Origin of the sequence: Sphingomonas immobilis (assembly GCF_030580995.1) — a bacterium.
GTDB classification, from domain to species: Bacteria; Pseudomonadota; Alphaproteobacteria; order Sphingomonadales; family Sphingomonadaceae; genus Sphingomonas; species Sphingomonas immobilis.
The window spans coordinates 24251-38728 of the sequence record NZ_JAUQSZ010000016.1 but is presented as its reverse complement, the minus strand read 5'-3'; the positions used below and the strand labels follow the sequence as shown (position 1 = coordinate 38728).

Annotated in this window: 14 protein-coding genes; 9 read left to right on the top strand and 5 right to left on the bottom strand. The window is 67.5% G+C overall.

Annotated features, from left to right (window positions below; genetic code table 11):
• The first annotated feature begins 11 nt into the window (after positions 1 to 11).
• The 4 genes from Q5H94_RS19030 to Q5H94_RS19015 are packed head-to-tail and all read left to right on the top strand — an operon-like array spanning position 12 to position 4571.
• Positions 12 to 1499 carry a circularly permuted type 2 ATP-grasp protein gene (locus Q5H94_RS19030; RefSeq protein WP_304562835.1) on the top strand — a complete coding sequence of 496 codons (1488 nt, stop codon included), beginning with the start codon at positions 12 to 14 and terminating at the stop codon, positions 1497 to 1499.
• Positions 1499 to 2434, top strand: a complete 936-nt coding sequence (locus Q5H94_RS19025) for an alpha-E domain-containing protein (RefSeq protein ID WP_304562834.1) — start codon at positions 1499 to 1501, stop codon at positions 2432 to 2434. The genes Q5H94_RS19030 and Q5H94_RS19025 overlap by 1 nt, the downstream gene beginning before the upstream one ends.
• Positions 2434 to 3243: a transglutaminase family protein gene (locus tag Q5H94_RS19020; RefSeq protein WP_304562833.1), complete on the top strand. Its 810-nt coding sequence runs from the start codon at positions 2434 to 2436 to the stop codon at positions 3241 to 3243. Before Q5H94_RS19025 ends, Q5H94_RS19020 begins: the two co-directional genes overlap by 1 nt.
• Positions 3243 to 4571, top strand: coding sequence for an amidohydrolase (locus tag Q5H94_RS19015; RefSeq protein WP_304562832.1), 1329 nt, complete (start codon positions 3243 to 3245; stop codon positions 4569 to 4571). The genes Q5H94_RS19020 and Q5H94_RS19015 overlap by 1 nt, the downstream gene beginning before the upstream one ends.
• Before the next feature lie 113 nt (positions 4572 to 4684).
• On the opposite strand, the gene Q5H94_RS19010 is transcribed toward Q5H94_RS19015, so the two are convergent.
• Both Q5H94_RS19010 and Q5H94_RS19005 read right to left on the bottom strand, forming a co-directional pair.
• On the bottom strand, positions 4685 to 5476 hold the full coding sequence (locus Q5H94_RS19010) for an arginyltransferase (RefSeq protein ID WP_304562831.1): 792 nt from the start codon (positions 5474 to 5476) through the stop codon (positions 4685 to 4687).
• Positions 5477 to 5642: 166 nt separating this feature from the next.
• Positions 5643 to 6902, bottom strand: coding sequence for a threonine ammonia-lyase (locus tag Q5H94_RS19005; RefSeq protein WP_304562830.1), 1260 nt, complete (start codon positions 6900 to 6902; stop codon positions 5643 to 5645).
• A 160-nt stretch (positions 6903 to 7062) separates the two neighbouring features.
• On the opposite strand from Q5H94_RS19005, the gene Q5H94_RS19000 reads away from it, so the two are divergent.
• The 3 genes from Q5H94_RS19000 to Q5H94_RS18990 all read left to right on the top strand — a co-directional run bounded on the left by Q5H94_RS19000 (position 7063) and on the right by Q5H94_RS18990 (position 9874).
• A complete protein-coding gene (locus tag Q5H94_RS19000; RefSeq protein ID WP_304562829.1) occupies positions 7063 to 8706 on the top strand; it encodes an amidohydrolase in 1644 nt (547 codons plus the stop codon).
• A gap of 275 nt (positions 8707 to 8981) precedes the next feature.
• On the top strand, positions 8982 to 9449 hold the full coding sequence (locus Q5H94_RS18995; protein ID WP_304562828.1) for a hypothetical protein: 468 nt from the start codon (positions 8982 to 8984) through the stop codon (positions 9447 to 9449).
• A complete protein-coding gene (locus Q5H94_RS18990; protein ID WP_304562827.1) occupies positions 9446 to 9874 on the top strand; it encodes a BLUF domain-containing protein in 429 nt (142 codons plus the stop codon). The genes Q5H94_RS18995 and Q5H94_RS18990 overlap by 4 nt, the downstream gene beginning before the upstream one ends.
• Positions 9875 to 10051: 177 nt before the next feature.
• Here Q5H94_RS18990 and ctrA read toward each other — a convergent pair whose 3' ends face one another.
• The gene (gene ctrA, locus Q5H94_RS18985; protein WP_304562826.1) at positions 10052 to 10753 is read right to left on the bottom strand and encodes a response regulator transcription factor CtrA; all 702 of its coding nucleotides are present in this window, start codon (positions 10751 to 10753) and stop codon (positions 10052 to 10054) included.
• Positions 10754 to 10935: 182 nt separating this feature from the next.
• A complete protein-coding gene (locus Q5H94_RS18980) occupies positions 10936 to 11835 on the bottom strand; it encodes a LysR family transcriptional regulator (RefSeq protein WP_304562825.1) in 900 nt (299 codons plus the stop codon).
• 226 nt (positions 11836 to 12061) lie between these two features.
• Between Q5H94_RS18980 and Q5H94_RS18975 the strand changes: the two genes are divergently transcribed.
• Together Q5H94_RS18975 and wrbA are read left to right on the top strand one after the other, a co-directional pair.
• Entirely contained in the window at positions 12062 to 12772 is a 711-nt protein-coding gene (locus Q5H94_RS18975; protein WP_304562824.1) for a pirin family protein, read from the top strand.
• A 133-nt stretch (positions 12773 to 12905) separates the two neighbouring features.
• Entirely contained in the window at positions 12906 to 13508 is a 603-nt protein-coding gene (gene wrbA, locus Q5H94_RS18970) for an NAD(P)H:quinone oxidoreductase (RefSeq protein WP_304562823.1), read from the top strand.
• A gap of 42 nt (positions 13509 to 13550) precedes the next feature.
• On the opposite strand, the gene Q5H94_RS18965 is transcribed toward wrbA, so the two are convergent.
• Complete coding sequence (locus Q5H94_RS18965) at positions 13551 to 14447, bottom strand: M15 family metallopeptidase (protein WP_304562822.1); 897 nt, start codon at positions 14445 to 14447, stop codon at positions 13551 to 13553.
• Positions 14448 to 14478: the final 31 nt, after the last annotated feature.

Below are 14478 nucleotides of genomic sequence, written 5' to 3'. Positions count from 1 at the left end.
TTTCCGGCTCGATGGCATTGGCACAGGCGTTCGACGAGATCATGGGGCAGCCGGGTTCGAGCGTGCCCCGCGCCCCGCTATCGCCGCTCGGCAACTGGATCGACGGCACGCCCGACGCCGAGCTCCGCCGTCGCCAGGAAGCGGCCGAGGCGACCTTCCGCCAGCTCGGCATCACCTTCGCGGTCTACGGCGACAGCGATGCGAGCGAGCGCATCATCCCGTTCGACATCGTGCCGCGCATCTTCCTCAACAGCGAATGGAACCGCCTGTCCGAGGGGCTGATCCAGCGCGTGCAGGCGATCAACGCCTTTCTCGACGACATCTACGGCGCGCGGCGCATCCTCGACGAAGGAATCCTGCCGCCCGACCTGATCTTCGGCAACCCGCAGTTCCGCCCCGAAATCGCGGGGATGCGCCCGCCGCACGGCATCTGGGCGCATATCTGCGGCATCGATCTGGTGCGGACCGGGCCCGACGAATTTTTCGTGCTTGAGGACAATGCCCGCACCCCGTCGGGCGTCAGCTACATGCTCGAGAACCGCGAGGCGATGCTGCGGCTGTGCCCTGAGCTGTTCCGCGAATTCCGCGTGGCGGCGGTGGACTCCTACCCGGATCGTCTGCTGGAGACGATGAAGTCGGTCGCACCGGGCAATGTCGCCGCGCCCGTCTGCGTCGTGCTGACGCCGGGGCATTACAATTCGGCCTATTACGAGCACAGCTTCCTCGCCGATTCGATGGGCATCGAGCTGGTCGAGGCGGCGGATCTCGTCGTCGATGACGACGTCGTGTGGATGCGCACGATCGCGGGGCGGGTGAAGGTCGACGTGATCTATCGCCGGATCGACGACGACTATCTCGATCCGCTCGTCTTCCGCCCGGATTCGATGCTCGGCGTGCCGGGGCTGATCGCGGCCTATGCGGCGGGCAATGTCGCGCTCATCAACGCGCCGGGCAACGGCATCGCCGACGACAAGGCGATCTATTCGTACATGCCCGAGATCGTGAAATTCTATTCGGGCAGCGAGCCCAAGCTGCCCAATGTCGAGACGTGGCGCTGCCGCGAGCCGCAGGCGCTGAAATACGTGCTCGACAATCTCGAGAAGGTCGTTGTCAAGCTGGTCGACGGATCGGGCGGCTATGGCATGCTGGTCGGCCCGACCGCGTCGAAGGCGGAGGTCGAGACCTTCCGCGCCGCGCTGATCGCCGAGCCGCACCGCTATATCGCCCAGCCGACGCTGGCTCTGTCGACCGTGCCGACGCTTGCGGACAGCGGGCTCGCGCCGCGCCACGTCGATTTCCGCCCCTTCGTGCTGACCGGATCGCGCGGCGTGCAGGTGGTGCCCGGCGGCCTGACGCGCGTGGCGCTGAAGGAGGGTTCGCTGGTGGTGAACTCCTCGCAGGGCGGCGGCACCAAGGACAGCTTCGTGCTGATGGACGATGGCGCCCCGCCGCCCGCTCCGCCTGCTCAAACGCAGATGCAAAGCCAGGGGATCGGCTGATGCTCTCGCGGACCGCTCTCTCGCTCTACTGGCTCGGCCGTTATGTCGAGCGTGCCGATTTCATCGCGCGCCTCGTCGAGGCGACCGTGCGGCTCGATGTGCTGTCACCGCGGCCGGCGGGGGAGGTCGCGTGGGTCAGCGCGCTCGCCGTGACCGAGACGGAAAAGGCCTTCGCCAAGACGGGCGCGCCGATCGCGCATGAGCCCGTCGCGCGCTTCCTGACGCTCGATGCGACGCATCCCGGCTCGATCGTGCGCTCGCTCGACATGGCGCGCGACAATGCCCGCGCCGTGCGCACCGCGCTCACCCGCGAGGCGTGGACCGGCATCAACCAGGCGTGGCTGCTGTTCCAGAACCGCGCGACCACCGGCAACGCGGCGACCACGCTCAACCTGATCGAATCGGTGAAGTCGGCGACGCGCGGATTCGAGGGTGCGATCCACCGGATGCTGCGCAACCAGACGACGTGGTTCATCCGGCTGGGCCAGGCCATCGAGCGCGCCGACAACACCGCGCGCCTGCTCGACGTGAAATACCACATCCTGCTGCCCGAGGGCGAGCAGGTCGGCGGCGTGGTCGATCGCGACCAGTGGACGACCATTCTGCAGACGGTGTCGGCGGTGACGGCGTATCGCTGGTTCTATTCGGAAGGGCTGCTGCCCGCCAACGTCATCGATCTGCTGATTGCGCGATCCGAACTGCCGCGCAGTCTGGCGGCATCGGTCGAGGAGGCGGTCGATATCCTCAACCTGCTCGCCAAGCGCACCGGCTTGCACGGCGAGGCGGACCGGATGGCGCGCAACCGGCACGCACGGATGGTCAAGACCCAGTCGCGGCAGATCATCGCGGGCGGGTTGCACCAGTATCTGCAGGATTTCCTGGCGGAGAACGACGAGTTGCACTTCGCGATCAGCCGCCAGTTCAAGCTCGGCTGATGCGGCTCACGATCGATCATCGCACCGTCTATCGCTTCTCGGAACCGCAGGCGCGCCTTACGCAATTGCTGCGGCTTTCGCCGGAAGACACTTACGACCAGTCGGTGACGGGCTGGTCGCTCCACGTCGATTGCGATGCGCGCATGCGCGAGGGGCGCGACGGCTTCGGCAACAAGGTGACGATGCTGTATGTCGAGGGGCCGATCACCGGCATCGAGATCGCGGTGTCGGGCGAAGTGCTGACCAACCCGTCGCACGGCGTCGTCAATGGCGCGGCCGAGCCGCTGCCGCCGCCGCTGTTCCTGCGCGCGACGCCGCTGACCGAGCGCGACGACGCGATCGCCGCCTTCGCCAACGATGCCGTTGCGGGCGAGAACGATCCGGTCGCGCGGATGCATGCGCTGAACGGTGCCGTACGCAAGCAGTTCACGCTGGATGAGGGGCGTCCGGTTTCCGGCCGCACCGCCGCCGAAGCCTTCGGCCTCAAGACCGCCACCTCGCGCGATCTCGCGCATATCCTCGCCACGGCCGCGCGCAGCCTGAACGTGCCCGCGCGCTATGTGTCGGGCTACAGCACCGTCGATGCCGACGATGCGCCCGCGCCGCACGGCTGGGTCGAGGTGCATATCGACGGGCTCGGCTGGGTCGCGTTCGATCCGTGGACGGGCATCTGCGCGGACGAGGCCTATGCCCGCATCGCCGTCGCGCTCGATGCGGCGGGCGCGGCGCCGGTCGCCGGATCGCGGCTGGGCGAAGGCGACGAGGAAATGGACGTCGACGTGCATGTCGAGGGCGGGGAAGGGCAGTGATGAAGGTCTGCTGGCTGTTCGCGGGCGCGCTGGCGCTGCCATCCGCCATTTTCGCCGCGCCGCCGCTCGACGTGCCTGCGGCGAAGGCGAAGATCGATGCGTCGCTCGCCAGGACCTATCCCGATCTCGAAGGCCTCTACAAGGATCTGCACGGCCATCCCGAACTCGCCTTCGCGGAGACGCGCACCGCCGCGCTGCTGGCGGCGCGGATGCGCAAGCTTGGCTTCACTGTGACCGAGAAGGTCGGCAAGACCGGCGTCGTCGCGCTCTACAAAAACGGTGACGGCCCGACCGTGCTGGTGCGCGTCGAGATGGACGGCCTGCCGGTCGAGGAAAAGACCGGCCTGCCCTGGGCGAGCAAGGCGCAGCAGCCGGGCAGCGACGGCAAGATGACCCCCGTCGATCAGGCGTGCGGGCACGACATCCACATGGCGTGGTGGATCGGCACGGCCGAGGCACTGCTGGCGATGAAGGACCAGTGGCACGGCACGCTCATGTTCATCGCGCAGCCCGCTGAGGAGATCGGCGGCGGCGCGAAGGCGATGCTGGCGGACGGGCTGTTCACGCGCTTCCCCAAGCCCGACTACGGTTTCGCCGCGCACGTCTTTCCGAGCGAGGCGGGCACGGTGCTGGTCAAGCAGGGCGCGATGACATCGGCGTCCGACACCGTGAAGATCACCTTCAAGGGGCTCGGCGCGCATGGGTCGATGCCCGACAAGAGCATCGACCCGATCGTCGAGGCGGCGCAGTTCGTCACCGACGTGCAGACCGTCATCAGCCGGCGCAAGGATCCGCAGAAGTTCGGCGTGGTGACGGTCGGCTCGTTCCACGCCGGCACCGTCGCCAACATCATTCCCGATCATGCCGACCTGCAATTGACGGTGCGCTCCTACGAGCCGGCGGTGCGCACGCTGCTGATCGACGGCATCACCGGCACCGCCAATGCCGTCGCGGCGATGGCGGGGGCGCCCGCGCCCGACATCAGCCGCACCAGCGGCGGCGAGACGGTGGTCAACGACAATGCGCTGGCGGCCTCGACCGCGGAGGTGCTGAGGGCCGCGCTCGGCGCGCGGGTGAGCTTCGTGCCGGAAAGCGGCCCCGGCTGGACGGCGAGCGAGGATTACTCCGCCTTCGTCAGCGCGGGCATGCCGAAATCGGTCTATTTCAGCATCGGCGGCGTCGATGCCGCGACGATCGCGAAGTGGAAGGCGGAAGGGAAACCGATGCCGGTCAACCACTCGCCCTTCTTCGCGCCGGTCGCCGAGCCGTCGATCAAGGCCGGCGTGACGACGCTGACGCTCGCGGTGCTGAGCGTGGCGGGAAAATAGCGTGACACCGTTCGCCCTGAGCTTGTCGAAGGGCTGTTCTTCTTCTCGCGCGTAGAAAGGAAGGGCAGGGCTTCGACAAGCTCAGCCCGAACGGATTTTAGGTCAGCCTTGGCTCACAATTCATCCGCCAACATCGTATATTTCTGCGCCGGCGGGCGATACGTCGCGTCCTCATCGGTCAGCAGCGTCCAGCCTTTGGGGCCGAGCACCTCGATCGGGCGGTAGCGGACCTTGTAGGCCATCCGCTCCGAACCCTTCACCCAATAGCCGAGGTACACATAGGCCAGCCCCGCCGCGCGGGCGCGCAGGATGTGGTCCATGATGATGAGGTTGCCGAGGCCGGGGCGTTCCTCATTGTCGGCGTCGAAGAAGCTGTAGATCATCGACAGGCCGTCGGCCTGCTGGTCGGTCAGGCACGCGCCGATCAGCTTGCCGCGCTCGCCGTTGACCGAGGGTTCGCGGTATTCGACGACGAAGGAATTGACCGGCGAATGTTCGACCATGTCGGCATAGTCGCCGTCGTCCATCTCCGCCATGCCGCCGCCGGGGTGGCGCGATTCGAGGTAGCGGCGCAGCAGCTGGAACTGTTCGTCGGTCGCCCAGGCGCGGCAGGCGGTGACTTCGAGATCGGCGTTGCGGCGCAATTGCTTGCGCTGCGTGCCGTTGGGCTTGAAATCGGTGGCGACGACGCGGACCGAGACGCAGGCCGAACAGCCCGAGCAGCTCGGCCGATAGGCGACCGACTGGCTGCGGCGGAAACCGATGCGGCCGAGCGCGTCATTCAGCTCGCCGGCGTGCGGCCCGCGCAATTCGGTGAACACCTTCCGCTCCTGCCGGCCGGGCAGATACGGGCATGGGGAGGGGCTGGTAACGAAGAATCGTGGAAAGCGAAAAGGCGCGGTCACCGCCGGTTATTCCCCTGTCTGGCCAGCGCTGATCACGGGCCACGCACCCTTATGAATCGGGAGCGGGCTGATGAAAAGCGGCTTTACCATCATTGAAAGTTAACGCGGGTGAGGCGGTGAGTCTCGCCTTTTTTAGCCCCTCCCCTTCAGGGGAGGGGCTTTAAGGTCAGCCCAACTCCACCGGGCTCACTTCATACCCCTCCGCATGCAGCGCCGCGATCAACCGCTCGAGGTGCGCGCGATCCCGCGTTTCGCACTCGACGTCGAGGCTGAGGCCCTTGGCCGGCAGGTTGGTGAAGATGCGCTGATGCGCCAGCTCCAGGATGTTGACGCGCTCGGCATCGAAGATGCGCGCGACATGGAACAGCGCGCCGGGCTGATCGCGCAGCACGATGCGCAGCCGCGCCAGCCGCCCCGACCGCGCGAGATCGCGCAGCAGCACGTTGGCGAGCAGCCGCGTGTCGATATTGCCGCCGCACAGGATGATGCCGACCGTCTTGCCGCGGAAGCGCTCGGGATGCTGGAGCAAGGCCGCGAGGCCCGCCGCGCCCGCGCCCTCGACCACGGTCTTTTCGATCTGCAGCAGCAGGCTGACCGCTTCCTCCAGGCTGCGCTCGCTGACCAGTACGATATCGTCGAGCAGCGCGCGCACCATGTTGGAGGTGACGCGGCCCGGCTCCTTCACCGCGATACCTTCGGCCAGCGTATCGCCCGCACACGGCATGTCGGTGCCGTTGATGCGGTTGTACATCGAGGGGAACAGCTCGGCCTGAACGCCGATCACCTCGATCGGCGTGCCGCCGCGCTCCACGCTGATCGCGCGCGCGACCGTCGCCATGCCCGAGCTCAGCCCGCCGCCGCCGATCGGCACGACCAGCGTGTCGATGGCGGGCACGTCGGCCAGCATCTCGATCGCGACGGTGCCTTGCCCCGCGATCACGCGCGGATCGTCGAACGGGTGGACGAAGGTGAGCCCGCGCTCGCCCTCCAGCTCGCGCGCATGTTCGTACGCCGCGTCGAAGGTCTGGCCGAACAGCACGACATTGGCGCCGTGGCCTTCGGTCTGCGTGATCTTCACCGTCGGCGTCGTCGTCGGCATGACGATGGTCGAGGCGATGCCGAGGCGCGTCGCGTGATAGGACAGCCCCTGCGCATGATTGCCGGCCGATGCCGCGATCACGCCCTTGGCGCGCGCCTCCGCGTCGAGCTGCAGCAGCGTGTTGAGCGCGCCGCGCTCCTTGTAGGCGGCGGTGAACTGCAGGTTCTCGAACTTCAGATAGACGGTCGCGCCGGTCAGGTTCGACAAGGTGCGGCTGATGAAGGTCGGCGTGCGGACGATGGCGTCGGCGATGCGCGCATGCGCCGCGCGCACGTCGTCGATCGTGACGGGGAGGGTTTCGTCGGTCGCTTTCGCCAGGGTCGCCATTCTTCACATCATCCGTTCGCCCTGAGCTTGTCGAAGGGCTGCACTTCTTCTGCAACCGTCGACAAGAAAGACAGGGCTTCGACAAGCTCAGCCCGAACGGCTGAGGGGGTCGCCACTAGACCATCTGGCGCGCCAACGGAACACGCCTTATCGCTGGGCGATGCGCACCCTGCTCGCCCTCGCGGCCCTCACCCTTGCCACCCCCGCTTTCGCGGATGCGCTGGTCGACAATGTCAACGGCATCACGCTCGACAAGGACGGCAAGGTCGTGCGCTTCAACGCGATCCTGCTGACCCCCGACGGCAAGGTCATCCGCCTGCTGCAGTCGGGCGACAAGCGGCCCGCGCAGCTCGACTGGCGCGCCGACGAGAAGGGCAAGGTGCTGCTGCCCGGCTTCGTCGATGCGCACGGCCATGTCATGGGGCTCGGCATGGGTGCGCTCGCGCTCGATCTGTCGGACACGACCTCGCTCGCGCAGGCGACGGCGAAGATCGCCGCTTATGCTGCCGCCAATCCCGACAAGAAATGGATCCTCGGGCGCGGCTGGAACCAGGAGAAATGGGGCCTGGGCCGCTTCCCCACCGCCGCCGACATCGATGCGGTGGTGGCCGACCGCCCGGTCTGGCTGGAGCGCGTCGACGGCCATGCGAGCTGGGCCAACAGCGCGGCGATGAAGGCGGCGGGGCTCAATGCCAAAAGCATCTCCCCGCCCGGCGGCCGCATCGAGAAAGCGGCCGGCGGCGTGCCGAGCGGCGTGCTGGTCGATGCCGCGCAGGCGCTGGTGGGCAAGGTCGTGCCGCAGCCCTTGCCCAAGGAGCTCGATGTCGCCGTGTTGAAGGCGCAGGAAATCCTGCTCAGCTACGGCGTCACCGCTGCCGCCGACATGGGCACGAGCCTCGACGACTGGCTGAGCTACCGCCGGCTCGGCGACATGGGGGCGCTGCGGGTGCGCATCATGGCGTACGGCGACGGCGTGGAAACGGCGGTGCGCGTCGGCGGGAGCGGGCCGACGCCGTGGCTCTACAAGGACCGGCTGCGGATGGGCGGGGTGAAGCTCTATGCCGACGGCGCGCTCGGCTCGCGCGGGGCGTGGCTGAAGGCGCCGTACAGCGACGCGGCGGGAGAAACCGGCCTCGGCTTCATGACCGACGACGTCATCCGCAACCGCATGGTCCGCGCGTCGATGGACGGCTACCAGATCGCCGTCCACGCGATCGGCGACAAGGCCAACGCGCAGGTGCTCGACGCGATCGAGGAGTTGCAGGGCACGTTCAAGGGCGACCGGCGCTGGCGCATCGAACATGCGCAGATCGTCGATCCCATCGATCTTCCGCGCTTCGGCAAGCTCGGCGTGATCGCCTCGATGCAGCCCGTCCACCAGACCAGCGACATGCACATGGCCGAGGCGCGGCTGGGGCCTAACCGGCTGGCGGGGGCCTATGCGTGGAAATCGATGCTGACGAACGGCGCACCGCTCGTGTTCGGCACCGACTTCCCGGTCGAGAGCCCCGATCCCTGGGCGGGCTGGGCCGCCGCCTTCACCCGGCAGGACAAGGACGGCCAGCCCTTCGGCGGCTGGCGGCCCGAAGAGGCGGTGACGCGCGAGGCGGCATGGAAGGCCTATACGATGGACGCCGCCTGGGCGGGCTTCGCAGAGGACAAGTTCGGCCGTCTTGCGCCGGGCCAGCGTGCCGACTTCATCATCGTCGACCGCGATCCGCTGCTGGCGTCCCCGGCGGAGTTGCGATCGATGAAGGTCGAGCAGACGTGGGTGGGCGGAGAGAAGGTTTGGATCAGGAAATAGAGGGGTCTCTTTTCCCCTCTCGCCTTCGCGGGAGGGGCAGGGAGGGTCTTTCTTCTCCTCCACCACGCGCCGAAAAAAGAAGAAGACTCTCACCCGCTCCGGCTAGGGCCGCGTGAAGAACGCGACCCCAGTCTCCGCTGCCTTTTCCACGAACGCGGGAAAGGGCTAAATCCCCATCCCCTTAGACCTTGGTCGAACTCTCCGCCCCCGACCGGCCCGGCTTAAATCCCTCGTAACGCTATCGGGCGTGCAACGCGCACAGGGGAGCCCGAACCGTGTCTTTCATGTCCGCCATCCAGATGCCCACGATCGCACTCGATCACTTCGTCCAGTGGGAGCCGTCGCACCGCAGCCAGGCTGCGTTTTCCGCCGGGCTCGACGATGCCACGCAAACCGTGCGCGTCCGCGGTGGCGGGATCTGGTACGGGCCGGATGCCGAGCTCTATTTCATCCAGCAGCGCCGCATCGTCGAGGAGGCGCGGCGGCGCTACGGCGTGCTCAAGGCGTTCTACGACGTACGCTGCTGGGTGGTGGAGAACCCCGATTCGGTCCTGCAATTCACTGCGATGAACAGCGAGATCTACCGGCCAGAGGACCGGCTCGTCGCGGTGGTCGAATCGTCGGTGGCGAAACCGCATCCGCGCGCCGCGCTCGCCGTCGGTCAGCGCGAATCCTTCCTCTCGTTGTCGGCCGCCGAAACCTGGCTGCAGGCCTATGCCGCAAACGGTGGCGCCCCCGCGTGAGCCTGCCCGAGCGATCCCTCCTCTACGTCAGCCACAAGACGATCGATCCGGGCGCCGAGGAGGTGATCCAGGATATCGTCAGCGCGGCGTCCGTGAAGAACGCCGCGCTCGGCGTCACCGGCGCGCTGGTCGCGACGCGCGCGCATTTCGCGCAGATCCTCGAAGGGCCGGCCGATGCCGTACACGATCTGATGGATTCGATCTGTCGCGACGCACGCCACACCAACGTCATCGTGCTGCGCGAATGGGCGATCATCGGGCGCAGCTTCGCGGACTTCTCTTTGGCCTATTCCGGGCCGTCGAGTTACGTCGCCAAGCATGTCGTGGGCGTCAGCCACGCGGTGGGCGATGATCTGACGATCAAGGTCGACCGCGTCATCGCGCTGATCGCCGGACTCGCGGTGCCGGCGGATGTGGATGCTTGATTTCTGAAACGCGACGCGGCGAAGCCGCGTCGTCGGACGGCGCTTGAAGCGCCGCCGGCCGTGCGTCGCTTGGGCCGGCGACTAGCTTCGCCAATCGCTGGGCCGCAACGCAGAACGGCCGCGACACCCCCCGGTATCGCGGCCGTCTCCCGGTAACAGGGAGCTCTATCGAGTGCCTTAGGCGACCGCGGTCGCGGCGACCTCGTCGGATTCGCGCAGCACGTAGCCACGGCCCCAGACGGTCTCGATATAGTTTTCGCCGTCGCATGCCAGGCTGAGCTTCTTGCGCAGCTTGCAGATGAAGACGTCGATGATCTTGAGCTCGGGCTCGTCCATGCCGCCATAGAGGTGGTTCAGGAACATTTCCTTGGTGAGCGTCGTGCCCTTGCGGAGCGAGAGCAGCTCCAGCATCGCATATTCCTTGCCGGTCAGGTGGACGCGGCTGCCATCGACCTCGACCGTCTTGGCGTCGAGGTTCACGGCCAGCTTGCCGGTGCGGATGACCGACTGGCTGTGGCCCTTCGAACGGCGGACGACGGCGTGGATGCGCGCGGTCAGCTCTTCGCGGTGGAACGGCTTGGTGACGTAGTCGTCGGCGCCGAAGCCGAACGAGCGCACCTTGCTGTCCATTTCCGAAATGCCGGAGAGGATCAGCACCGGCGTCTGCACGCGGGCGACGCGCAGCTTCTTCAGCACGTCATAGCCGTGCATGTCCGGCAGGTTGAGGTCGAGCAGGATGATGTCGTAATCATACAGCTTCCCGAGATCGAGGCCTTCTTCACCCAGATCGGTCGAGTAAACGTTGAATCCTTCGGAGGACAACATGAGCTCGATCGCCTTGGCGGTCGTCGGCTCGTCCTCGATCAGCAGCACGCGCATTTGGCAGTTCCCCTGTCGTTCGCGGCCCCGAACGCCCCCTCGGCTCGGTGCACTCAATTCCCAAACTCTTAACGAGATCAGAAATGAACGCAAAAGGTTAATTTAACGCTAACTCGCGGAAATGCGCGAGTCGCGGGCTTTGCGGTTAGTACTTACGTGATTCGGCTTAACCCTTTTCGCCTTCAATCCGGGCAGACCTTTCGGAGGTTTTCGGCGAGGTACGCGATCAGCGCCTCGACGCGCGCGGGGCGCAGATTGCCCGGCGGAGTCATCAGATGCAGCGCGATCGGCGGCGGCGACCAGTCGGTCAGGATCGCCTGCAGCGTCCCGCTCGCCAGATCGGCATCGACGATGAAATCGGGCAGCATCGCGATGCCGATCCCTGCCCGCAGCGCCGGCAGCAGCGCGTCGCCGCTGTTCGATCGCAACGGCCCGGCCGGGCGGAACGCCGCCTCCTCGCCGTTCGGCCCGGTAAAGCGCAGCGGGCCGGTGAGGTTGGTGTAGCCGAGCACCGCATGTTCGCCGAGCTGCGCGGGGTGCGTCGGGCGGCCGTGCTTCGCCAGATAGCCGGGGGCCGCGACGATATGCGTCGTGATCGGCCCGATCCGCCGCGCACGCAGCGAGCTGTCGGGCAGGTTGGCGATGCGCAGCGCGACGTCGATCCCCTCCGCGACGATATCGACCTTGGCGTCGGAGAGGTTGAGGTCGATCTCGATGCCGGGATGCAGCTTCAGGAAATCGGCGACGACGGGGGCCACGGTGACGAGGCCGAGCGTCATCGGCGCGGTCATGCGGATCAGCCCTTCGGGCGCGGTGGCGGCATCGTGCGCGGCCTCTTCCGCCGCCTCGGCATCGGCGAGGATGCGGCGGGCGTGATCGGCGAGCACGGTGCCGCTCTCGGTGAGCGTAAGGCGGCGCGAGGTGCGGTGGAACAGCGACTGGCCGAGCCGCAGCTCCAGCCGGCTGATCGCCTTCGACACCGTCGCCTTCGACGCGCCGAGCGCATCCGCCGCGCCGCTGAACGAGCGATGTTCCACGACGGAGGCGAAGATCGCCCAGGCTTCGAGATCGGGCAGGCGCATTGGGGCAGGCTCCTTCGTCTTAGCCCCTCCCCTTCAGGGGAGGGTTGGGGTGGGGGAGGCCTCGCAGAGCGCGATCTCGGTGAGACTCCGCCCCACCCCCAACCCCTCCCCTGAAGGGGAGGGGCTTAAAGGATGAAACGATCGGTTTCCACCGTTTCCATTTACGCGCCAATCGCCGCGCCTATCTTGCACCCAACACTTCACCCCAAGGATTGGGAGACACATCATGATCGAGAAACGTTCGTTCGAAAGCCTCGGCCACGCCGATCACGGCTGGCTCAACGCCCGTCATCACTTTTCCTTCTCGGATTATTACGATCCGGCCCGCATGGGCTGGGGCGCGATCCGGGTGTGGAACGACGACGAGATCGCCGGGGGCAGCGGCTTCCCGCCGCATCCCCACCGCGACATGGAGATCATCACCTACGTCCGCACAGGCGCGATCACGCATCAGGATTCAATGGGCAACCAGGGCCGCACCGGCGCGGGCGACGTGCAGGTGATGTCCGCCGGCACCGGCGTGCGCCATGCCGAATATAACCTCGAGAAGGAGCCGACCACGCTCTTCCAGATCTGGATCGAGCCCACCCGCAAGGGCGGCTCGCCGAGCTGGGGCGCGAAGCCCTTCCCCAAGGGCGACCGCAGCGGCAAGTTCGTGACGCTGGCATCGGGCTTCGCCGAGGATATCGGCGAGGAGGGCGGCGCGCTGCCGATCCGCGCCGATGCGCGCCTGCTGGCGGCGACCGTCAATGCCGGCGAGACGATCTCGCACACCGTCGGCGCTGGCCGGCACGCCTATCTCGTGCCTGCCACCGGCGTGGTCGAGATCGGCGGCGAGCGCTACAACGCCCGCGACGGCATCGCGATCGGCGGCGGCCAGACCGTCGAGATCCGCGCGCTCGAAGAGACCGAACTGGTGCTCGTCGACTCCGAATGACCCCTGAAATCCCCCTCCCGCTTGCGGGAGGGGGCTAGGGGAGGGCCTGTCCTCCCCATCGACGCCGCTTTTTGCGGACATGCCCTCCCCCGACCCCTCCCGTGAACGGGAGGGGGGCAAGAAGGAACTTCCCATGACCAAGGTTCTCGTCCTTTATTATTCCTCCTACGGCCATATCGAGCAGATGGCCGATGCCGTCGCCGAGGGCGCGCGCGCCGGCGGTGCCGAGGTCGACATCCGCCGCGTCCCGGAAACCGCGCCCGAGGCGGTGGTGAGGGCCGCACACTTCAAGACCGACACCGCGCATCCGCTGATCGAGAGCGTCGATGCGCTCGCCGGTTACGACGCGATCGTCATCGGCGCGCCGACCCGCTTCGGCCGCATGCCGAGCCAGATGGCGGCGTTCCTCGACACGGCCGGCGGCCTGTGGATGCGAGGGAGCCTCAACGGCAAGGTCGGCGGTGCCTTCACCTCGACTGCGAGCCAGCACGGCGGGCAGGAGACGACCCTGTTCTCGATCATCACCAACCTGCTGCACTTCGGCATGACGATCGTCGGGCTCGACTACGGCTTCCAGGGGATGACCGGCGTCAAGGAAGTCCACGGCGGCGCGCCCTACGGCGCCACCACCCTGGCGGACGGCGACGGCAGCCGCCAGCCGAGCTCGGTCGATCTCGACGGCGCACGCTATCAGGGCAAGCGCATCGCCGAGACGGCGGCGAAGCTGAAGGGCTGAGCTTTTTGAACCCCTCCCCTTCAGGGGAGGGGCTTATTAGCCTCAGTCGCTCAGCACGTCCGGTTGTATCCGGCGTCCGCGTCTGTCCCGCATCGGGGTCGGCGTGGGCGTCGGCAGCGGCTGGATGAAATAGCTCTGCGGCAACGGTTGCAGATACGGCGAGCCCTGTGGCCTGGCGACCGCGGGCGGCGCGGGCGTCTGCGGCTGGATCACGCGCAGCCATTCGTCCGACAGCCCGCGGATCATCGGGTTGGCCGGGAAATCGGCCCGCGCGCGCTTGAACAGCAGCCGTGCCTGCACCGCGCCCGGCGTCGAGACCGACGTGCCGACCCAGCGCCAGTGCCACGGTTCCCACGTCACACCCTGCGCATTGCCTGCCGGAAAGGACAGTTCGAACCCGTAATCGCGCGCATGCGCGATCAGCCACTGCCCCGCCACCGTGCGCGCGATGCACGGGCTCACGTCGGCGCAGTTCGGCGAGGGGCGCAGCCCGAAGTCGATCGCATAGCCGGTGGCATGTTCGCTGAAGCCGGGCGGCCCGACAGAACGGGCGCGCTCGGCGGCATCCTTGCAACGCTTGCCGGGGCCGATCTGCGAACAGAACACCGCGCGCTGGCGCTCGACCGAGCGGAAGCACGAGATGCCGCGCAGCCGGGTGCCGACGCCCGGCGCCGCCGCTGCCGCGCTCAGCAGCCGGCCCAGATCGGGCGCGACATCGCGGTGGACGAGGCACGAAGCGCCCGCCGCGAACCATGCGGGCGCGGCGACGAGATCGCTGTCGAGCGCCTGGCGATAGGGGATATGGCCGAGCACGCGGCCGTCCGGCCCGGGCAGCGCCGTCTGGCCGGGGCACAGCGGCTCCGGCGTCGCCGCCATCGCCAGCGACGGCAAGCCAAGCGCGAGCAGGCGCAGAATCGGATGAGCGAGCCGGGGGGACACGGCGATTGCTCTGGCATGGGGTCACGCGGAG